This window comes from Lysinibacillus agricola (assembly GCF_016638705.1).
Lineage (GTDB): Bacteria > Bacillota > Bacilli > Bacillales_A > Planococcaceae > Lysinibacillus > Lysinibacillus agricola.
The window spans coordinates 1,314,028-1,329,795 of sequence record NZ_CP067341.1 but is presented as its reverse complement, the minus strand read 5'-3'; the positions used below and the strand labels follow the sequence as shown (position 1 = coordinate 1,329,795).

At 38.0% G+C, this 15,768-nt stretch carries 17 protein-coding genes; all 17 read right to left on the bottom strand.

Translation table 11 applies throughout. The features are described 5' to 3' along the window. Window positions 1–45: 45 nt before the first annotated feature. A complete protein-coding gene (locus FJQ98_RS06265; protein ID WP_201406653.1) occupies window positions 46–303 on the bottom strand; it encodes a hypothetical protein in 258 nt (85 codons plus the stop codon). A 249-nt stretch (window positions 304–552) separates the two neighbouring features. Beyond that, window positions 553–1,440, bottom strand: a complete 888-nt coding sequence (gene tsf / locus FJQ98_RS06260; protein WP_053594233.1) for a translation elongation factor Ts — start codon at window positions 1,438–1,440, stop codon at window positions 553–555. Window positions 1,441–1,541: 101 nt separating this feature from the next. Continuing rightward, window positions 1,542–2,261 (bottom strand): 30S ribosomal protein S2, encoded by a 720-nt coding sequence (gene rpsB, locus FJQ98_RS06255; protein WP_049668466.1) that lies wholly within the window; start codon window positions 2,259–2,261, stop codon window positions 1,542–1,544. Between the two features lie 157 nt (window positions 2,262–2,418). Continuing rightward, window positions 2,419–2,979, bottom strand: a complete 561-nt coding sequence (locus FJQ98_RS06250) for a hypothetical protein (RefSeq protein WP_053594232.1) — start codon at window positions 2,977–2,979, stop codon at window positions 2,419–2,421. Between the two features lie 9 nt (window positions 2,980–2,988). Further along, complete coding sequence (locus FJQ98_RS06245; RefSeq protein WP_053594231.1) at window positions 2,989–3,297, bottom strand: hypothetical protein; 309 nt, start codon at window positions 3,295–3,297, stop codon at window positions 2,989–2,991. Window positions 3,298–3,333: 36 nt separating this feature from the next. Further along, complete coding sequence (locus tag FJQ98_RS06240) at window positions 3,334–4,104, bottom strand: FliA/WhiG family RNA polymerase sigma factor (protein WP_053594230.1); 771 nt, start codon at window positions 4,102–4,104, stop codon at window positions 3,334–3,336. Between the two features lie 431 nt (window positions 4,105–4,535). Then, window positions 4,536–4,910 carry a hypothetical protein gene (locus FJQ98_RS06235; protein ID WP_053594229.1) on the bottom strand — a complete coding sequence of 125 codons (375 nt, stop codon included), beginning with the start codon at window positions 4,908–4,910 and terminating at the stop codon, window positions 4,536–4,538. After that, window positions 4,910–5,416: a chemotaxis protein CheD gene (locus FJQ98_RS06230; RefSeq protein WP_425492683.1), complete on the bottom strand. Its 507-nt coding sequence runs from the start codon at window positions 5,414–5,416 to the stop codon at window positions 4,910–4,912. Before FJQ98_RS06230 ends, FJQ98_RS06235 begins: the two co-directional genes overlap by 1 nt. Continuing rightward, window positions 5,417–6,049, bottom strand: coding sequence for a chemotaxis protein CheC (locus FJQ98_RS06225; protein ID WP_053594228.1), 633 nt, complete (start codon window positions 6,047–6,049; stop codon window positions 5,417–5,419). Between the two features lie 9 nt (window positions 6,050–6,058). Beyond that, the gene (locus FJQ98_RS06220) at window positions 6,059–6,505 is read right to left on the bottom strand and encodes a chemotaxis protein CheW (protein ID WP_053594227.1); all 447 of its coding nucleotides are present in this window, start codon (window positions 6,503–6,505) and stop codon (window positions 6,059–6,061) included. A 27-nt stretch (window positions 6,506–6,532) separates the two neighbouring features. Beyond that, on the bottom strand, window positions 6,533–8,605 hold the full coding sequence (locus FJQ98_RS06215; protein WP_053594226.1) for a chemotaxis protein CheA: 2,073 nt from the start codon (window positions 8,603–8,605) through the stop codon (window positions 6,533–6,535). A 15-nt stretch (window positions 8,606–8,620) separates the two neighbouring features. Further along, window positions 8,621–9,775 (bottom strand): protein-glutamate methylesterase/protein-glutamine glutaminase, encoded by a 1,155-nt coding sequence (locus FJQ98_RS06210; protein ID WP_075807215.1) that lies wholly within the window; start codon window positions 9,773–9,775, stop codon window positions 8,621–8,623. After that, window positions 9,776–10,651, bottom strand: a complete 876-nt coding sequence (locus FJQ98_RS06205) for a MinD/ParA family protein (protein WP_053594225.1) — start codon at window positions 10,649–10,651, stop codon at window positions 9,776–9,778. Beyond that, window positions 10,648–11,844, bottom strand: a complete 1,197-nt coding sequence (flhF, locus tag FJQ98_RS06200) for a flagellar biosynthesis GTPase FlhF (protein WP_053594224.1) — start codon at window positions 11,842–11,844, stop codon at window positions 10,648–10,650. The genes FJQ98_RS06205 and flhF overlap by 4 nt, the downstream gene beginning before the upstream one ends. After that, window positions 11,841–13,874: a flagellar biosynthesis protein FlhA gene (gene flhA / locus FJQ98_RS06195; RefSeq protein WP_053594223.1), complete on the bottom strand. Its 2,034-nt coding sequence runs from the start codon at window positions 13,872–13,874 to the stop codon at window positions 11,841–11,843. The genes flhF and flhA overlap by 4 nt, the downstream gene beginning before the upstream one ends. Before the next feature lie 23 nt (window positions 13,875–13,897). Then, window positions 13,898–14,986, bottom strand: coding sequence for a flagellar biosynthesis protein FlhB (flhB, locus tag FJQ98_RS06190; RefSeq protein WP_053594222.1), 1,089 nt, complete (start codon window positions 14,984–14,986; stop codon window positions 13,898–13,900). Window position 14,987: 1 nt separating this feature from the next. Further along, window positions 14,988–15,764: a flagellar biosynthetic protein FliR gene (fliR, locus tag FJQ98_RS06185; protein ID WP_053594221.1), complete on the bottom strand. Its 777-nt coding sequence runs from the start codon at window positions 15,762–15,764 to the stop codon at window positions 14,988–14,990. Between the last annotated feature and the right edge of the window lie 4 nt (window positions 15,765–15,768).

Here is a 15,768-nt window from a genome sequence, read left to right as displayed (position 1 = left end):
TCCCGCTGGGCGCTTTGTTGTTGCTGTCGCTTCGCTTTCGCACAGTTAAAACATTGTTGCTGTCGCTTCGCTTTCGCACAGATAAAACATTGTTGCTGTCGCTTCGCTTTCGCACAGATAAAACATTGCCGCTGACGCTTCGCTTTCGCGCAGATAAAACATTGTTGCTGTCGCTTCGCTTTCGCACAGATAAAACATTGCCGCTGACGCTTCGCTTTCGCGCAGAGCTTCCTGGGGGCGTCGGGCCAACACGAGGTTGGTCATGAAGGCGTTATCACAGGACGTGATACTTTTAGCCTTCATTCCCCTATCCGCTTCATTCCAAGGTCTCATCTGTGACGCTGATCCCCAAGGAGTCGCCCAGCCTTCACCCCAATCAACTTATATAAATAGCATACATTTTTAACAAATATCAGCCACAACTTTTGCTAATGAGCCAATTATATCTTTTTTTCGCTCATTTCGGAAAAATAGGGAACACGCTATGTTGTGTTCCCCATTTTTTTCTAGAAAATCTAGATATTATTTGATTAAGATCAAATGCAAGCTAAATTAGTTACCTTTAACTTGGCTCATTACTTCTTCAGCAAAGTTATCTTCACGTTTTTCGATACCTTCACCTACAGCATAACGTACGAAACCATTTACAGAACCGCCAGTTGATGCAACGAAATCACGTACTTTTTGATCTGAGTTTTTAACGAATGTTTGGTCAAGTAAGCAAACCTCTTCGAAGTATTTACCAAGACGACCTTCAACCATTTTTGCTACGATGTTTTCTGGTTTACCTTCGTTAAGAGCTTGTTCAGTTAATACTTTACGCTCACGTTCAACTTCATCTGCAGAAACTTCATCGCGAGAAACGTAAGTAGGGTTAATAGCTGCGATATGCATAGCAACGTCTTTTGCAGCAGCAGCATCTGTAGAACCTTCTAAAGAAACTAACACACCGATACGACCGCCCATGTGTAAATAAGAACCGAATGCATCTGCATCAGTTTTTGTTTTCACTTCGAAACGACGAAGAGTGATTTTTTCACCGATTGTTGCAACTGCAGTTGAAATTTGGTCAGCAATTTTCACACCTTCAGCATTTGCAAGCTCTAAAGCAGCTTCTACTGTTGCAGGTTTAGCAGCAAGTAATTGCTCAGCTAAAGAAGCAACTAATACTTGGAATTTATCGTTTTTAGAAACGAAATCTGTTTCAGCATTTACTTCAAGGATGATTGCTTCGTTACCTTGTTCTAAAATGAAAGTTGTACCTTCTGCAGCGATACGGTCAGCTTTTTTAGCAGCTGAAGAAAGACCTTTTTCACGTAGGAAATCGATTGCAGCATCAATATCGCCATCAGTTTGTACTAACGCTTTTTTACAATCCATCATTCCAGCGCCAGTTTTTTCACGTAATTCTTTTACTAATTGTGCAGTAATGTTTGCCATTTAGTGTTTCCTCCTCAAATTGGTTGTACAAATTTTAGTGATAGGTTCTAAAAAAGGTGATAAGGGTCCTGAGCCACTTATCACCTTTTTGTAAACGTGAATTACTCAGCAGCAGCTTCTACAGCTGGAGCTTCTTCTTCACCTTGTTTTGACTCGATTAAAGCGTCAGCCATTTTAGCAGTTAAAAGTTTAACAGCGCGAATAGCATCATCATTAGCAGGAATTACGTAGTCGATTTCATCTGGATCACAGTTTGTATCAACAATACCTACTAGAGGGATGTTTAATTTAATAGCTTCTGCAACAGCAATGCGTTCTTTACGTGGGTCAACCACGAACATTACGTCTGGAAGAGCGTGCATATCACGGATACCGCCTAAGAATTTGATTAGACGTTCGTGTTCTTTTTTAAGTTGGATTACTTCTTTTTTAGGTAGAACTTCAAAAGTTCCGTCTTCTTCCATTTTTTCGATTGCTTTCATACGTGCAACACGTTTTTGAATTGTACCGAAGTTTGTAAGAGTACCACCTAACCAACGTTGGTTGATGTAGTAGTTGCCTGAACGTTCAGCTTCATCTTTGATCGCTTCTTGTGCTTGTTTTTTCGTACCAACGAAAAGAACTTTACCACCGTCTTGACCAACTTGACGCATGAAGTCATAAGCTTCCTCTAATTTTTTAACAGTTTTTTGTAAGTCGATGATGTAGATCCCGTTACGCTCAACGAAGATATATTTCTTCATTTTTGGGTTCCAACGACGAGTTTGGTGACCGAAATGTACACCAGCTTCAAGTAATTGTTTCATAGAAATTACTGACATGTGTATTTCCTCCTAGTATGTTTGGTTTTTATCCTCCGCATTTATCACTTGCAACAAGCTACTCTAGACTTAGAGCACCACTTACTACATCAAAATGCGTGTGTATTAATAACACCATTTGCAACTATATCATAGCTTCACACCATTCGCAACTGTTTTAGCTATGAAATTTCAATAAAAGCTCGATTTCTGTTTTTCCTTTTTGAAGCTGCTTCGCAATTTCCTCTGATGTTTTTCCTTGTTTCGCCAACTGGACAGCTTGTTGTTCTATAGTAAGAGGCTTTGGCTCTTCCATTGGTATTGCTTTGTCTGTTTGTGATGTAGATTGTACCGACTTATTTCCTGACTGTTGATGGCGAGAATAAGCATTTGCTACTATGTTTTTAGGTACATATATACGAGTTTCACTATCTAGATTGGAAGATGCTTCTTTTGTTTTTTCTACCTCTATTTGTTCTTTTGTTGACATAATTTGCTCATCCTGTAGAACAGTTTTAACTTGAGTCGTTGAAACGCTTTGTAATTCTTCAATCAAGCGATTATTTTCATCTTTCACTTCAGCTAAATAGACACTTATAGTATCATCCATTTCACGCATTAAACGTTCTTGCTTTATTTCTAAATCCTTAAATTTTGCTAGTTTTGTATTTAAGATGATGAGGAAATAAAATGAAAGTAGCTGTAAAATAAATAGAACCGCAATTAGTATGATTGTCATAATAAACTCCTATCCACTAAAATCCACGAAATTCCCCTTAAACGGATGCTGCGCCTGCTTCTCTCGCTTCTCGTCATCCTTATTTTTCTTTTTTCGAGTACCTTTGATGTACTCACCACCTGCTTCTTCATCCTCACTAATCTCATCCATACCCTCTGAGGTATTCACAACTTTTTGCTTGCGTTCTATTTCTTTTTTTAACGCTTCATTTGCATGTGCTTGCTGAGCCAAAGTTTGTTGTTGTGCCTGATCTGCCATTTTCCCCGCTTCAAATGTTTTTGGAATAGCTATTTGTAGTTCGACACCCTTTAAACTCATGAGACTCCCTCCTTCTACGGTATGTATAGACGATTATTAGGCATTAATCATTTCATTGGATAATAACTTTCGTAGCTTTAATAGCGCCTTAGAGTGGATTTGTGAAATACGTGATGTCGATAGTTCAAGCATTTCGCCAATTTCTGTTAATGTCAATTCCTCAGTATAAAACAAACTAAGCACTAGCTGTTCTTTATCATTGAGCTTTTGGATATTTTCAGCTAAATCCTCCAGTAGTTCCGCCTTAACAACAGCTTGCTCAGGTGTCTTAGTCGTATCATCACGGATAACAAATGACTTTCCTTCAGTTTCATCTTGATCTTGCTGTTCATTAATGGAAAGAACATTTGAAAAGAAATGTTCCTGTACAGTTTGGTAAACTTCTTCAACGGGTAAAGCCATATGCTCAGCAAGCTCCTCAGGTGTTACATGACGCATATATTTTTGTTCTAACTGTTCAATCTGTGCATCTAATTTTTTCGCCTTCTCACGTGCAGAACGTGGCAACCAATCTTCCTTACGTAAACCATCAATAATGGCTCCTCTTACTCTAAAAGAAGCATATGTATCAAATTTCAAGTCTCGATTAATATCAAATTTATTCAACGCATCAAAAAGTCCTACCATACCTAAGCTCGTTAAATCATCTCGTGATACACTTTTTGGTAAACTCGCACCAATGCGTTGTACATGATAAGATACTAGAGAAATATATTTTTTTATTAGTAAATCACCAGCATCTGGATCACGTTCATATATCCAGCGGTTCCACAGCTTTTGTTCATCGTTCAGAATTGGTTGTGTCATGTAATCCACCTCTCTAAGAAAAACGCATTTACGCGCCTGTTTGCCACTGTCTTATATTTACCTTGATATTTTTTCAACATAAACCAATGTAATTCTTTCCTATATTATAACAAGAATCGACTATAATTTCATTTGTTTCTCCTACTCTATCACAGATTCTTTAAATTTATGTGTCGGGCATTTTTTAGTTTGGACATAGTCAATATTCCTTAAGAAACTAGATAACTACTAAAAATTATTCCGATAAAAACAGAAATCATTCCGATAAATCTTAGAATCTTTCCGATAAAATATAAAATCGTTCCGATAAACCTCGAAATCTTTCCGATAAAACAGAACAATGCGCTAAAGCACTCGTTTACATCCTCCACAGGCAAAAAATTTATAGTTTCCTTAACATTAAAAAGAGCCGCTACTCGCGACTCCCATTTTTAAGCATTATTTACTTGCAGATCATCCTCATGATCCATCATCGTTCGTACAACCTGTGCAATTTCATCTGAGCTTTCATCTTGAAACTCAACGGTTGAGTTAGCCGTCGGTGTTTCTTGATCTTCTTCATTGCGATTGTCAGATTCGTTATCTTCAAGCTCACCTTCAACGACATCTTCATTGCTCTCTGGTGTGAATAAAACATAGGCAATTAAAAACCTTACAATATACATGACGAAAAACACAAGTATCCCCGCTACAAATGATCCTATGATAATACGTAGCGGTGTAATAGGTTTTTGAAATGTACTAAAAAAATATATAGAAAAGGCAATTAACGCTCCCCATAGGTTATAAAAAATAGAACCAAACATTATATTTCGCTCACTCCTTGGTTAACCGTTCGAATATGTAATGTCGACGTCGCAGGATTAAATTCAATTGTTCTACCACTATTACCACCCGTGTCTTCGGCAACTAAAAGAATTCCATGACGCTTTAGCTCATGCTTTACAGCTTCTACATTACGCGGGCCGATACGCATGGAGTCTTTATCTGAAGTAAATTGAAACATCTGCGCACCGCCCGCAATTTTTGCCTTTAGCTTGAATTTTTGAACGCCCTCTAACTTTAATAAGTCAATCATTGCTGCAATGCCTGTGTCAGCAAATTTAGCCACATTTATTGACTCTTGTCTACCTAGACTCGAATCTGGCAACATCACATGTATTAAACCAGCAATTTTTTTTGACTCATCATATAAAATAACACCTACACAAGACCCAAGACCTGATGTTCTTATTGTGTTTGGCAACTTTACTACATCCATTTGTGCAATTCCAACTTTTATAACTTGCCCATTACTACTGTTTAGCATCATCTATGAAACTCCTAATGCTTTAAAAATAGCATCAAATGAGTCTGGGTCTGGTAATAAGAAGAAATGTCCTCTTACGGTTTCTTGATCCTCTACACCGTCTTCAAAAATGGATGTATTTATGACGATAACATTATCGCTAACGTGTGATAATTCAATCAAGCCAATACTAATAATGGCACCAAACATGTCAACACTTAGTCCTGGCACAGTCGGATAAATTTTTAAATTTGTAAAGTCAGATAACGCCGATAAATAAGAGCCAGATAAAATGTTACCCATTTCCTGCATTGCTGATAAACCTAGCTCTGAAACAGGCCGCTTTTTAAAGTCGAATGATTCATCAAATATGAGACGACGGATAAAACGATTTGCTTGCTCAATTGGCAGGATAAAGAACATACTACCTTCAGCATCACCTTCGATGCGCAGATAGATTCCAACAACGACATTTTCAGAACCGCCAGCAAGCTCCATCATGTCATTAAATGATACCATTTCAACCTTTGGTACTCGCATATCAATTTTTTTACCAAGTAAATTGGAGAGTGCTGTCGCAGCATGCGCAGCACCAATATTTCCAATTTCTTTAAATACGTCTAAATGTAGTGATGTAATCTTTTGATTGTATGTCATTATCGATCCCTACTTTAGTGGATTTAGTACTTTCTCTAAATGCAGTAAAATTAATAATCGCTTATCTATTTTAGCCACTCCTGAAATAAACTCCTCTTCAAGTGAGCCCACTACTTCTGGTTGTGGTTCAATTGCGTTTGCAGGGATGTCTAAAACATCATTTGCAGAGTCTACTACGAAGCCTACTTCCATATCCTCTAATGAAATAATGATAATGCGAGTTGTTTCTTCATGCTCAGAGATAGGTAATTCAAATCGTTCCCGTAAATCTACAATTGGTGTTACGACACCTCGTAGGTTTATAACACCTTTTACATATTTCGCCGTTTTTGGTACACGCGTAATATGCATTAGTTTTTCAATACCTTGTACATGTGACACTGGAATCGCATATTCTTTATCTGCTAATTGAAAAACAATCACTTTAATACTTTCTTGTTCCACTGCGTTTGTCATTGTTTACACCTCTCTTATTCATTCACCTTATTTAATAAGTGCGTTACAATCCACAATTAAGGCTACTTTCCCGTTACCTAAAATTGTTGCACCTGAAATTGCAAAGATATTCGTTAAGTAATTTCCTAATGATTTCAGCACAATTTCTTGTTGGCCAATGAATGAATCTACAACTAAACCAGCAAGCTTCTCACCTTTTCGAACGATGACTACTGAATGGAATTCGTCATCCTGTGGTTCTTTGCGAGGTACCTCGAAGATTTCTTCTAAGAATACTAGTGGTACCACTTTGCCACGGAAGTCGATTACTTTTTGATTATGCGCATTCATAATTTCTGATGAACGGATAATTGAAGTCTCAATAATTGATGATAGTGGAATTGCATAAATCTCTTTTTCGATTTCCACTAGCATTACTGAAATAATCGATAATGTCAGTGGTAGTTGAATAGAGAATATTGAGCCTACATCTTGTGTAGATTCAATTGAAATATTTCCACCTAATGATTCAATTGTTGTTTTAACAACGTCTAAACCAACGCCTCGGCCTGATACGTCAGAAATGACATCTGCCGTTGAGAACCCAGAGGCTAAAATAAGCTCATTGATTTGCTTATCTGACATTGAGTATGATTGTTCTTGTGTAACGATACCTTTAGAAATTGCTTTCGCTAGTACTTTTTCACGGTTAATACCTGCTCCATCATCTTCAATTTCAATAAAGACATAGTTACCACTATGGTAAGCACGCAGTACAACCGTTCCTTCTTCTGGCTTGCCTTTTGCACGGCGAGCTGTAGGATTTTCTATACCGTGGTCGACAGAATTACGGATTAAATGAACAAGTGGATCTCCAATTTCATCGATTACAGTACGGTCTAGCTCTGTTTCAGCACCGATAATTTCAAGGTTAATTTTCTTGTTTAAATCACGAGACAGCTGACGAATCATTTTCGGGAAGCGATTGAATACTGTTTCAACCGGAACCATACGCATTGTTAAAATAATTGTTTGTAAGTCACCCATGACGCGGCTCATGCGCTCTACTGTTTCATTTAACTCTCCATGATTAACCTCAGTTGCAATAGATTGTAGTCGTCCTCGATCTATAACAAGCTCTTCAAATAAGTTCATTAATATATCAAGACGCTCGATATTAACACGAATTGTTTTATTACCAACAGGCGCATGACTCTTATCATTCTTAGCAGGAGCCGCTGCTTTTGCAGGTTTAGGTGCTGGTGTATTGTTTTCAGGTGTAGTAGCAGGTTTAGCCTCCGCTTCTACTGTTGCTGTAGCTGGTGCTGCTACTTCTTGAATTGCTTGTTCATTTTCACTATATTGTTTTTGTTCGATAGTTGCGACAATCACTTCTTCAACTTCTGAAACTTTCATAATCTTTTTCTGCATATCTTCAGCAGATTCTTTTGTCACGAAAGCTACATAAAATTGTTGATCGAACTGTTCATCTTCAAGCTTTTCTACAGATGGATTTGATTTAATAACATCCCCATCTTTTTCTAAAATCTCAAACACCATGAATACACGTGCTGCTTTTAAAAGACAATCCTCACGTAATCTCACTGAAATTTCAAATGCATTGAAACCTTGTTCAGCAGATTGTGAAATAACTGTTTGTTCAAAGCCGTCATACTCTAAAACACTTGTTACAGCAGAGGTTTGCGTTTCAGTAGTTGCTACTACTTCAGGAATCGCTTCCTCACCTAATTCAATACGCTTTAATTGAGCTACAGTTGAAGATACATCACGCTTTCCATCTCCACCATTCGCAATGTCCATCACCATTTCTTCTAGATGGTCTACAGACTCAAAGACAACATCTAAAATCTCAGGAGATACATGGATTTTCTCGTTTCGGATTGCATCCAATACATTTTCCATTTTATGAGTTAAATCTGCTAAATCTTCAAAGCCCATTGTCGCAGACATACCTTTTAATGTATGTGCAGAGCGGAAAATTTCTCCAACAATCGCCAAATCATCTGGATTTTTTTCTAGTTCTAATAAATGTTCATTACATGCTTGTAAATGCTCTTTACTTTCTTCGATAAACATCTCTAAATATTGATTGACTTCCATAAGAGGACACCCCTTTTAAGGCAAATATTTCATTATTGTTTGTGCAATATCATCTACATCTGCAACTTCATCGACAAGCTGCGTTTCCACTGCTGCTTTCGGCATACCATACACTATGCAAGTTTCAGCTGACTCAGCGATTGCAATCACATTTCCGGTGCTTTTCAGTGATTTTAGTCCATCAGAGCCGTCATGGCCCATACCTGTCATAATAACTGCCACTTTATCAAAATCTTTAAATTGGCTCACATCTTCGAACATCACATCTACAGAAGGTCGATGTCCAGATCTAGGTGGTTCATTATTATCAATGACTATGCCAAAGGTGGTACCTACTTTTCTAAGTTTTAAATGATACCCACCAGGTGCAATATACGCCACTCCATTTTGGAGAATATCTCCTTGCTCAGCTTCCTTTACTGTAATCTCGCTCAATTGATCAAGACGAGTAGCAAGAGATTTTGTAAATCCTGCTGGCATGTGCTGGACAATTAAAATTGGTGCTTGAATTGATTTAGGGATTTTTGTAATGACTTCTTGTAACGCTCTTGGTCCACCAGTGGAAGTACCAATTAGCACAATTTTTTTACCCACTTTACTCCATTCCACACGTGGTTTTGATAGATCTACCCTTGTAGGAGAAACATTGACAGAAGGAGTCATCCTTCCTTCACTAAATGATTCTCTTTTAATGGTACTCGCATTTAATGCAGGTTCTTGTTGTCTTTTACTACCAGAAGGTTTCTTCAATTTTGAAATAGGTACCAATGATGCTTGTTCAACCTTGTGGACAAGTTCCGTTTGGATTTTATGTAAATCAAGAGAAATTGTTCCGCTCGGTTTCGCGACAAAATCTACTGCCCCAAATTCAATTGCTGTTAATGCATTTTCAGCTCCTCGTTGAGTTGTACTAGAGAGCATAACAACAGGTACTGGACATATAGTCATAATTTCTTTTAAAGCATCAAGCCCATTCATTTCAGGCATCTCAATATCCATTGTCACAACTGTTGGCTGCAATGTTTGAATTTTTTTAATCGCATCTTTCCCATTTCGTGCTGTTCCAACTACTTCAACCTTCGAGTTGCCAACAAAAAAGTCACTAATTAGCTTTCTCATAAAAGCAGAATCATCAACAACTAAAAGCTTGCTTTTATGTAAAAAGTCCAATTAATCACGCCCTTTCGAAAAAATACTTCTTAATTTAGATAAGAATTTACCCGCTGACTGATCATGTGCATGAACTTCCTCTGCACGATGTTCCATAAAACGTGCCACAATGAGTTGAAGTGTCTTTGAAATAAGTGCGTCTGGATAAGCAAGTGAAAAAGGTACTTGCTCACGCACAGCCTTACGCACTACAGGATCTTCTGGTAATGAGCCTAATATAGTAACCTCTTTGTCCAAAAAACGTTCCATCGTACGCTTTAGTCGTTCATTGGTTTCTATTCCTTCTTCTTTACTATAAGCACGGTTACAAAGTATATAAAATTGCTTGTCCGCATCTCGCATATAAATATATTTCATCATCGAATATGCATCTGTAATAGAGGTTGGCTCTGCTGTTGATAAAACAATGATTTCATCTATGGAGACTAGTAAATCTAATGACCAGCTAGTAGCCCCTGCCCCCATATCAAATAAGATGTAATCAAAGCTTTTTTGAAGCTGCTCAAATGCATGAATGAGCCGCTCAAACATCACCTCTGACCATTCTAGGACACCCGACATACCTGACCCACCTGAAATACACTTTAAACCGTAAGGACCCTCAAATATTACCTCATCTAGTAACTTATTACCTTCCAAGTAATCTTTTAAACTATAAGAAACATTTTTTCCAATTAAAATATTGATATTACCCATACCAATATCCATATCAACGATTGCAACCTTTTTCCCTTTATTGGCCAATGTAGTTGCAAAATTCATTGTGAAGTTGCTTTTACCAACCCCACCTTTGCCACTTACAACCGCGATTGACCTACCTAATCCGCCTTGCTGCCCCAACATTTTCAAGCGTAATGTTTCAGCTTGGTCTCTCATTTTTCTTCACCTTGGAAAAACATATTTAGTACTGCTTCTAGATCAGCTTCGTCAATATCTTCTGGTACTTCTTGACCATTCGTGTAGTAAGCAAGTCCTTTATTATATTTAATCATTAAATTAATCATTGTGCCAATAGAATTTGTTTCATCAATCTTTGTAAAAATGAATTTTTCAATTGGTAATTGCTTAAATTGCTCCACAATGTTTGCCATGTCCTTTTCTTTCGTTGTCATGGCAAGTACTAAGAAGGACTCTGCTTGATCATCAAATTTTATGAGACGCTGTAAATCATCTACATATTTTACCTCTTTATAATTGCGGCCTGCTGTATCTATAAACACTAAATCTAGATGGGCCAATCGTTGGATTGCTTGTTCAAAATCTGTGGCATTATAGGCAATTTCAACAGGTGCTTGCAACAGTCCAGCATACGTTTTTAATTGCTCAATTGCGGCAATCCTATAAGTATCTGTCGTAATAAATCCTATTTTTTTCTTTTTCTCTAAAACTGCTCTAGCTGCCATTTTAGCAATTGTCGTGGTTTTTCCGACACCTGTTGGTCCTAAAACATTAATATATTTCTTTTCGTAGGATAAGCCTCCGACTGGGAGATTTTCTAGCTCTTTGCGCAATAAATTTTTCGTAATCATCTTACATTGAGAAAAATTAATTTCTGACGCTTCTCTGAAATGCATAAAAAGCTCATCACCAATCGTTGTGATGAGCTCCTCACTTAGCTCCTGCTGTCTCAAGTATTCAATGAAGGGTAAGAGTTCATCGGGATATTGATCTTGGATAGTCTTCTTATGCATGGAATGCATTAAAGATTTTAAATCTGCAATTTCCCTCCTCAAATCTTCAGAAATGCCAGTTTCCTCATGTAAGGTCGCATCATGCTGTGGCTGTACTTGGTGTATTTTAGCTTGAACAGCATTCGAAATTTCTTGTAGCCTTGCATTTTCTTTTTTAGGTGTTGTTATAGGTAAAGCTACAGGTGCTGGAGCCGTATTACTTGGCTCCATTGAATCGATCCCTGCAACAACCTCAAAACTTTTCTTTTTAATGATTCCAAAAAACTTCTTTGTAATTACTACTTTTGAATTCAGAATGACTGCGTCCTCACCTAATTCAGCACGCACAAGCTTCATCGCTTCTGGTATGGAGGATGCATAATATTTTTTCATTTTCATTCAACATTCACCACCCCAACACTTTGAATTTCAACCGTAGCATCAAGTTCATTGTATGATAGAACTGGAATTTGCGGGAAATAACGCTCCGTTAGTTGACGTAAATACATACGAACTGCTGGAGAGCATAAGATAATTGCAGATTGCTCCATAAAGGAAACGCGCTCTACTTCTGCAGCAATGGTCTCCAAGACAGTTTGAGAATCTTGTGGATCCATCGCTAAGTAATTTCCGTGATCAGTTTGCTGAATACTATCAGCAATCATTTTCTCTACTTTACCTGAAACAGTTATGACCTTCAATGACGAACTGTCCCCTACGTATTGAGACGTAATCTGACGTGCTAATGCTTGACGTACATACTCAGTCAAAATATCGGCATCGCTCGTTAATTTTGCATAGTCAGCTAGCGCTTCAAAAATAATTGGTAAATTTCGGACTGAAACATTTTCTCGTAGAAGTTTACCCAGTACTTTTTGAATTTCACCTGTTGATAATGGTGTAGGTGTCAGTTCTTCGACTAAAATTGGATGTGTTTCGCGTAAATGATCGATTAGCTGCTTCGTCTCTTGACGACCGAGCAATTCATGAGCATTGGCACGAATCATTTCCGTTAAGTGGGTCGACACAACGCTCGGTGGATCAACAACCGTATAGCCGAACATTTCGGCATCCTCTTTCACTTGCTCAGTAATCCACTTAGCAGGTAGACCAAATGACGGCTCAACAGTATCAATACCCTCGATAGAATCATCATCTCCTGGACTCATTGCTAAATAATGATCAAGCAGCAGTTCACCACGCGCCATTTCGTTACCCTTTATTTTAATTCGATATTCATTTGGTTGTAATTGAATATTGTCACGAATACGTACAACTGGAATGACAATCCCTAATTCTAATGCTAACTGTCGACGTATCATGATAACTCGATCTAATAAATCGCCGCCTTGAGCAGCATCTACTAACGGGATTAAACCATAGCCAAATTCAAACTCGATTGGGTCCACATTTAATAAATTCACAACGTTTTCAGGGCTCTTCATGCCGTCTGTTGCCACTTCTTCCTCAATTTCAAGTAATTCTTCTTCATCCTCTGGTTTCTTATGTTCCATCATATAAGCGCCAGCAATTAGTGAAATACCAATTGGAAGTGTTACCCAGTTAGGGATTGGCGTAAATAATCCAAGTAAAACAATTGTACCACCTGCTACATAGAGCAGTTTTGCTTGGGCAAAGAGTTGCCCTGTAATATCTTCACCAAGACTTCCCTTAGAAGATGCACGTGTTACAACAATCCCTGTCGCTGTAGAGATCAGTAGCGCAGGAATTTGTGAGACAATACCATCGCCCACTGTTAACTTAGAAAAATGATTTGCTGCCTCTGCAAATGGAAGACCCATCTGCACAACACCGATGATGATACCAAATAATAAGTTGATAATAACCATGACCATTGAGGCAATGGCATCCCCTTTTACGAATTTTGTGGCACCATCCATCGCTCCGTAGAAGTCCGCTTCACCGGCTACTTTGTCGCGTCGTTCACGTGCTTCCCGCTCAGAAATAACTCCTGCATTTAAGTCAGCATCAATACTCATTTGTTTACCTGGCATCGCATCAAGTGTGAAACGTGCTGCTACTTCTGCTACACGCTCCGCTCCTTTTGTAATAACGATAAACTGAATTAGCACAAGAATTAAGAATACAACTAAACCAACAAGAACATTCCCACCGACTACGAAATCACCAAAGGTTTCAACAACAGCACCAGCATCTCCAGTTGCTAAAATGGCACGTGTTGTGGAAACGCTCAGTCCGAGTCGGAACAAGGTTAACAGTAAAATAACTGAGGGGAAAATAGAAAAGTCTAACGCTTCCTTCATACTCATTGCTGTTAAAAGTACTATTAATCCTAATGTAATATTAATGACGATTAAGAAACTTAACATCCACGGAGGAAGAGGGATGATGAGCATCGCAACGATTAAAATAACCGCACCTAATACCCCTATATCGCGAACTTTCATTTGTGTCCCTCCTACTAAAAGCTTTAAATTTTCCGCTTAATTCGATAAACATAAGCAAGCACTTCTGCTACTGCTTTGAAAAACTCTTCTGGTACCTGATCGCCGATTTCTACTTGATCGTACATTGCTCGTGCTAAGGGTCTATTTTCAACCATAATCACTTCATGTTCTTTCGCAATCAGTTTAATTTTTTGAGCGATAAAGTCTGTACCCTTAGCAACGACGCGCGGAGCTTCCATACTTTCCTCATCATATTTGATGGCAATCGCATAGTGAGTTGGGTTTGTTATGACCACATCGGCGCTTGGAATCTCAGACATCATTCGACGCATCGCCATTTCGCGTTGGCGTTGTTTGATTTTCGATTTAATCAGCGGGTCACCCTCACTATTTTTATATTCATCTTTAATATCTTGCTTAGACATTTTAAGATTTTTTTCGTAATCATGTTTTTGATACATCCAGTCTAAAATGGATACACAAAGTAAAACGAGGGAAGCCGAAATTCCCATAATGCCAACAAGCTTACCTACTGTAATTAGAGTCATCCATGGACTTTTAAAAGATAACGCCAAAACCTCTGGCAAGTTTGTCCATATAATAATTGTCGTAACGCCACCGATGAAGCCAATCTTTAATACTGACTTTAAAAGCTCTACAATGGCTTTAACAGAAAATATTTTTTTCAACCCTTTTATGGGGTCCATTTTCTTCAAATCAAATTTCATTGGCTCTAATGTAAATAGAAAGCCAAACTGTAGAAAGTTACCTGCCAATGCTCCAACAAATGCAATGGCCATAATTGGAACAATAATAAAAGCCATTTGCACTATTGTTTCTGTAAATAGGTGCATCACACTATCAATGGTTAGTGATTCTACGTGTATATTATGAATAAAAGTTTGCCTAAAAAAAGCTAGGAGATCGTCTCGCAGTGAACCTGCAAAGAAGAATAAAAAGATAAATACCATGAGCATGACAATCGCACTGGAAATATCCTGACTTTTGACAACCTGACCTTTTTTTCGAGCATCTTGTCGTTTTTTTGGCGTCGCCTTTTCCGTTTTTTCTCCCGCAAAATACTGTAAATCTAAGTCCAGTAGCAGCAACATTTTACCCACCACCTAAAATAGCCATTAAATCACGCATAGCATAAATCATAATTGTAATAAGCCTTTTAATAACTTGAACCATTACAGCCATCATTGTGAATAACACTAGAAAACTAACTCCGATTTTAATAGGAAAACCGACAACAAAAATATTTAATTGTGGTACAGTTTTCGCTGTGATTCCTAGCGCCAAATCGACTAAAAATAACGTTGCTACGACAGGTGCAGCCATTTGAAAGGCAATCGCAAAAACAGCCGTAAATGTTGTGATAATAAACTCGATATAATTGTCGTTTCCAAAATCAGGAAATCCTTGATCCATCGGTAAGAATTGATAACTATAATGAATTCCATCGAGAATCATATGATGGCCATCTACAGCTATTAGAATGAGTAGTGCTAGCGTATTAAAAAATTGTCCAATCAATGGACTTTGTGCACCTGTTTGCGGATCAATAATATTGGCAATGGCAAACCCCATTTGAAAATCTATAAAGCTTCCGGCAATTTGAATTGCCGACATGATGATGTAGCCTACTAGACCTAGTAACAGCCCAATTAGCGCTTCCTTCATCACTAAAAGTATGTAATCACCATTAAATACAAATGGTTCGACGTCAATTGTGTAATACATCATCCAAGCTAAAACTAATGCGAGAGTTATTTTAACTTGTGGCGGAATCGTTCTGTACGAGAAAAAAGGTACAGTAACAAAAAATGCCGATACACGCACAAGTACTAATAAGAAAACCGTAAAATGCGGGATTAATTCATTCATCTAC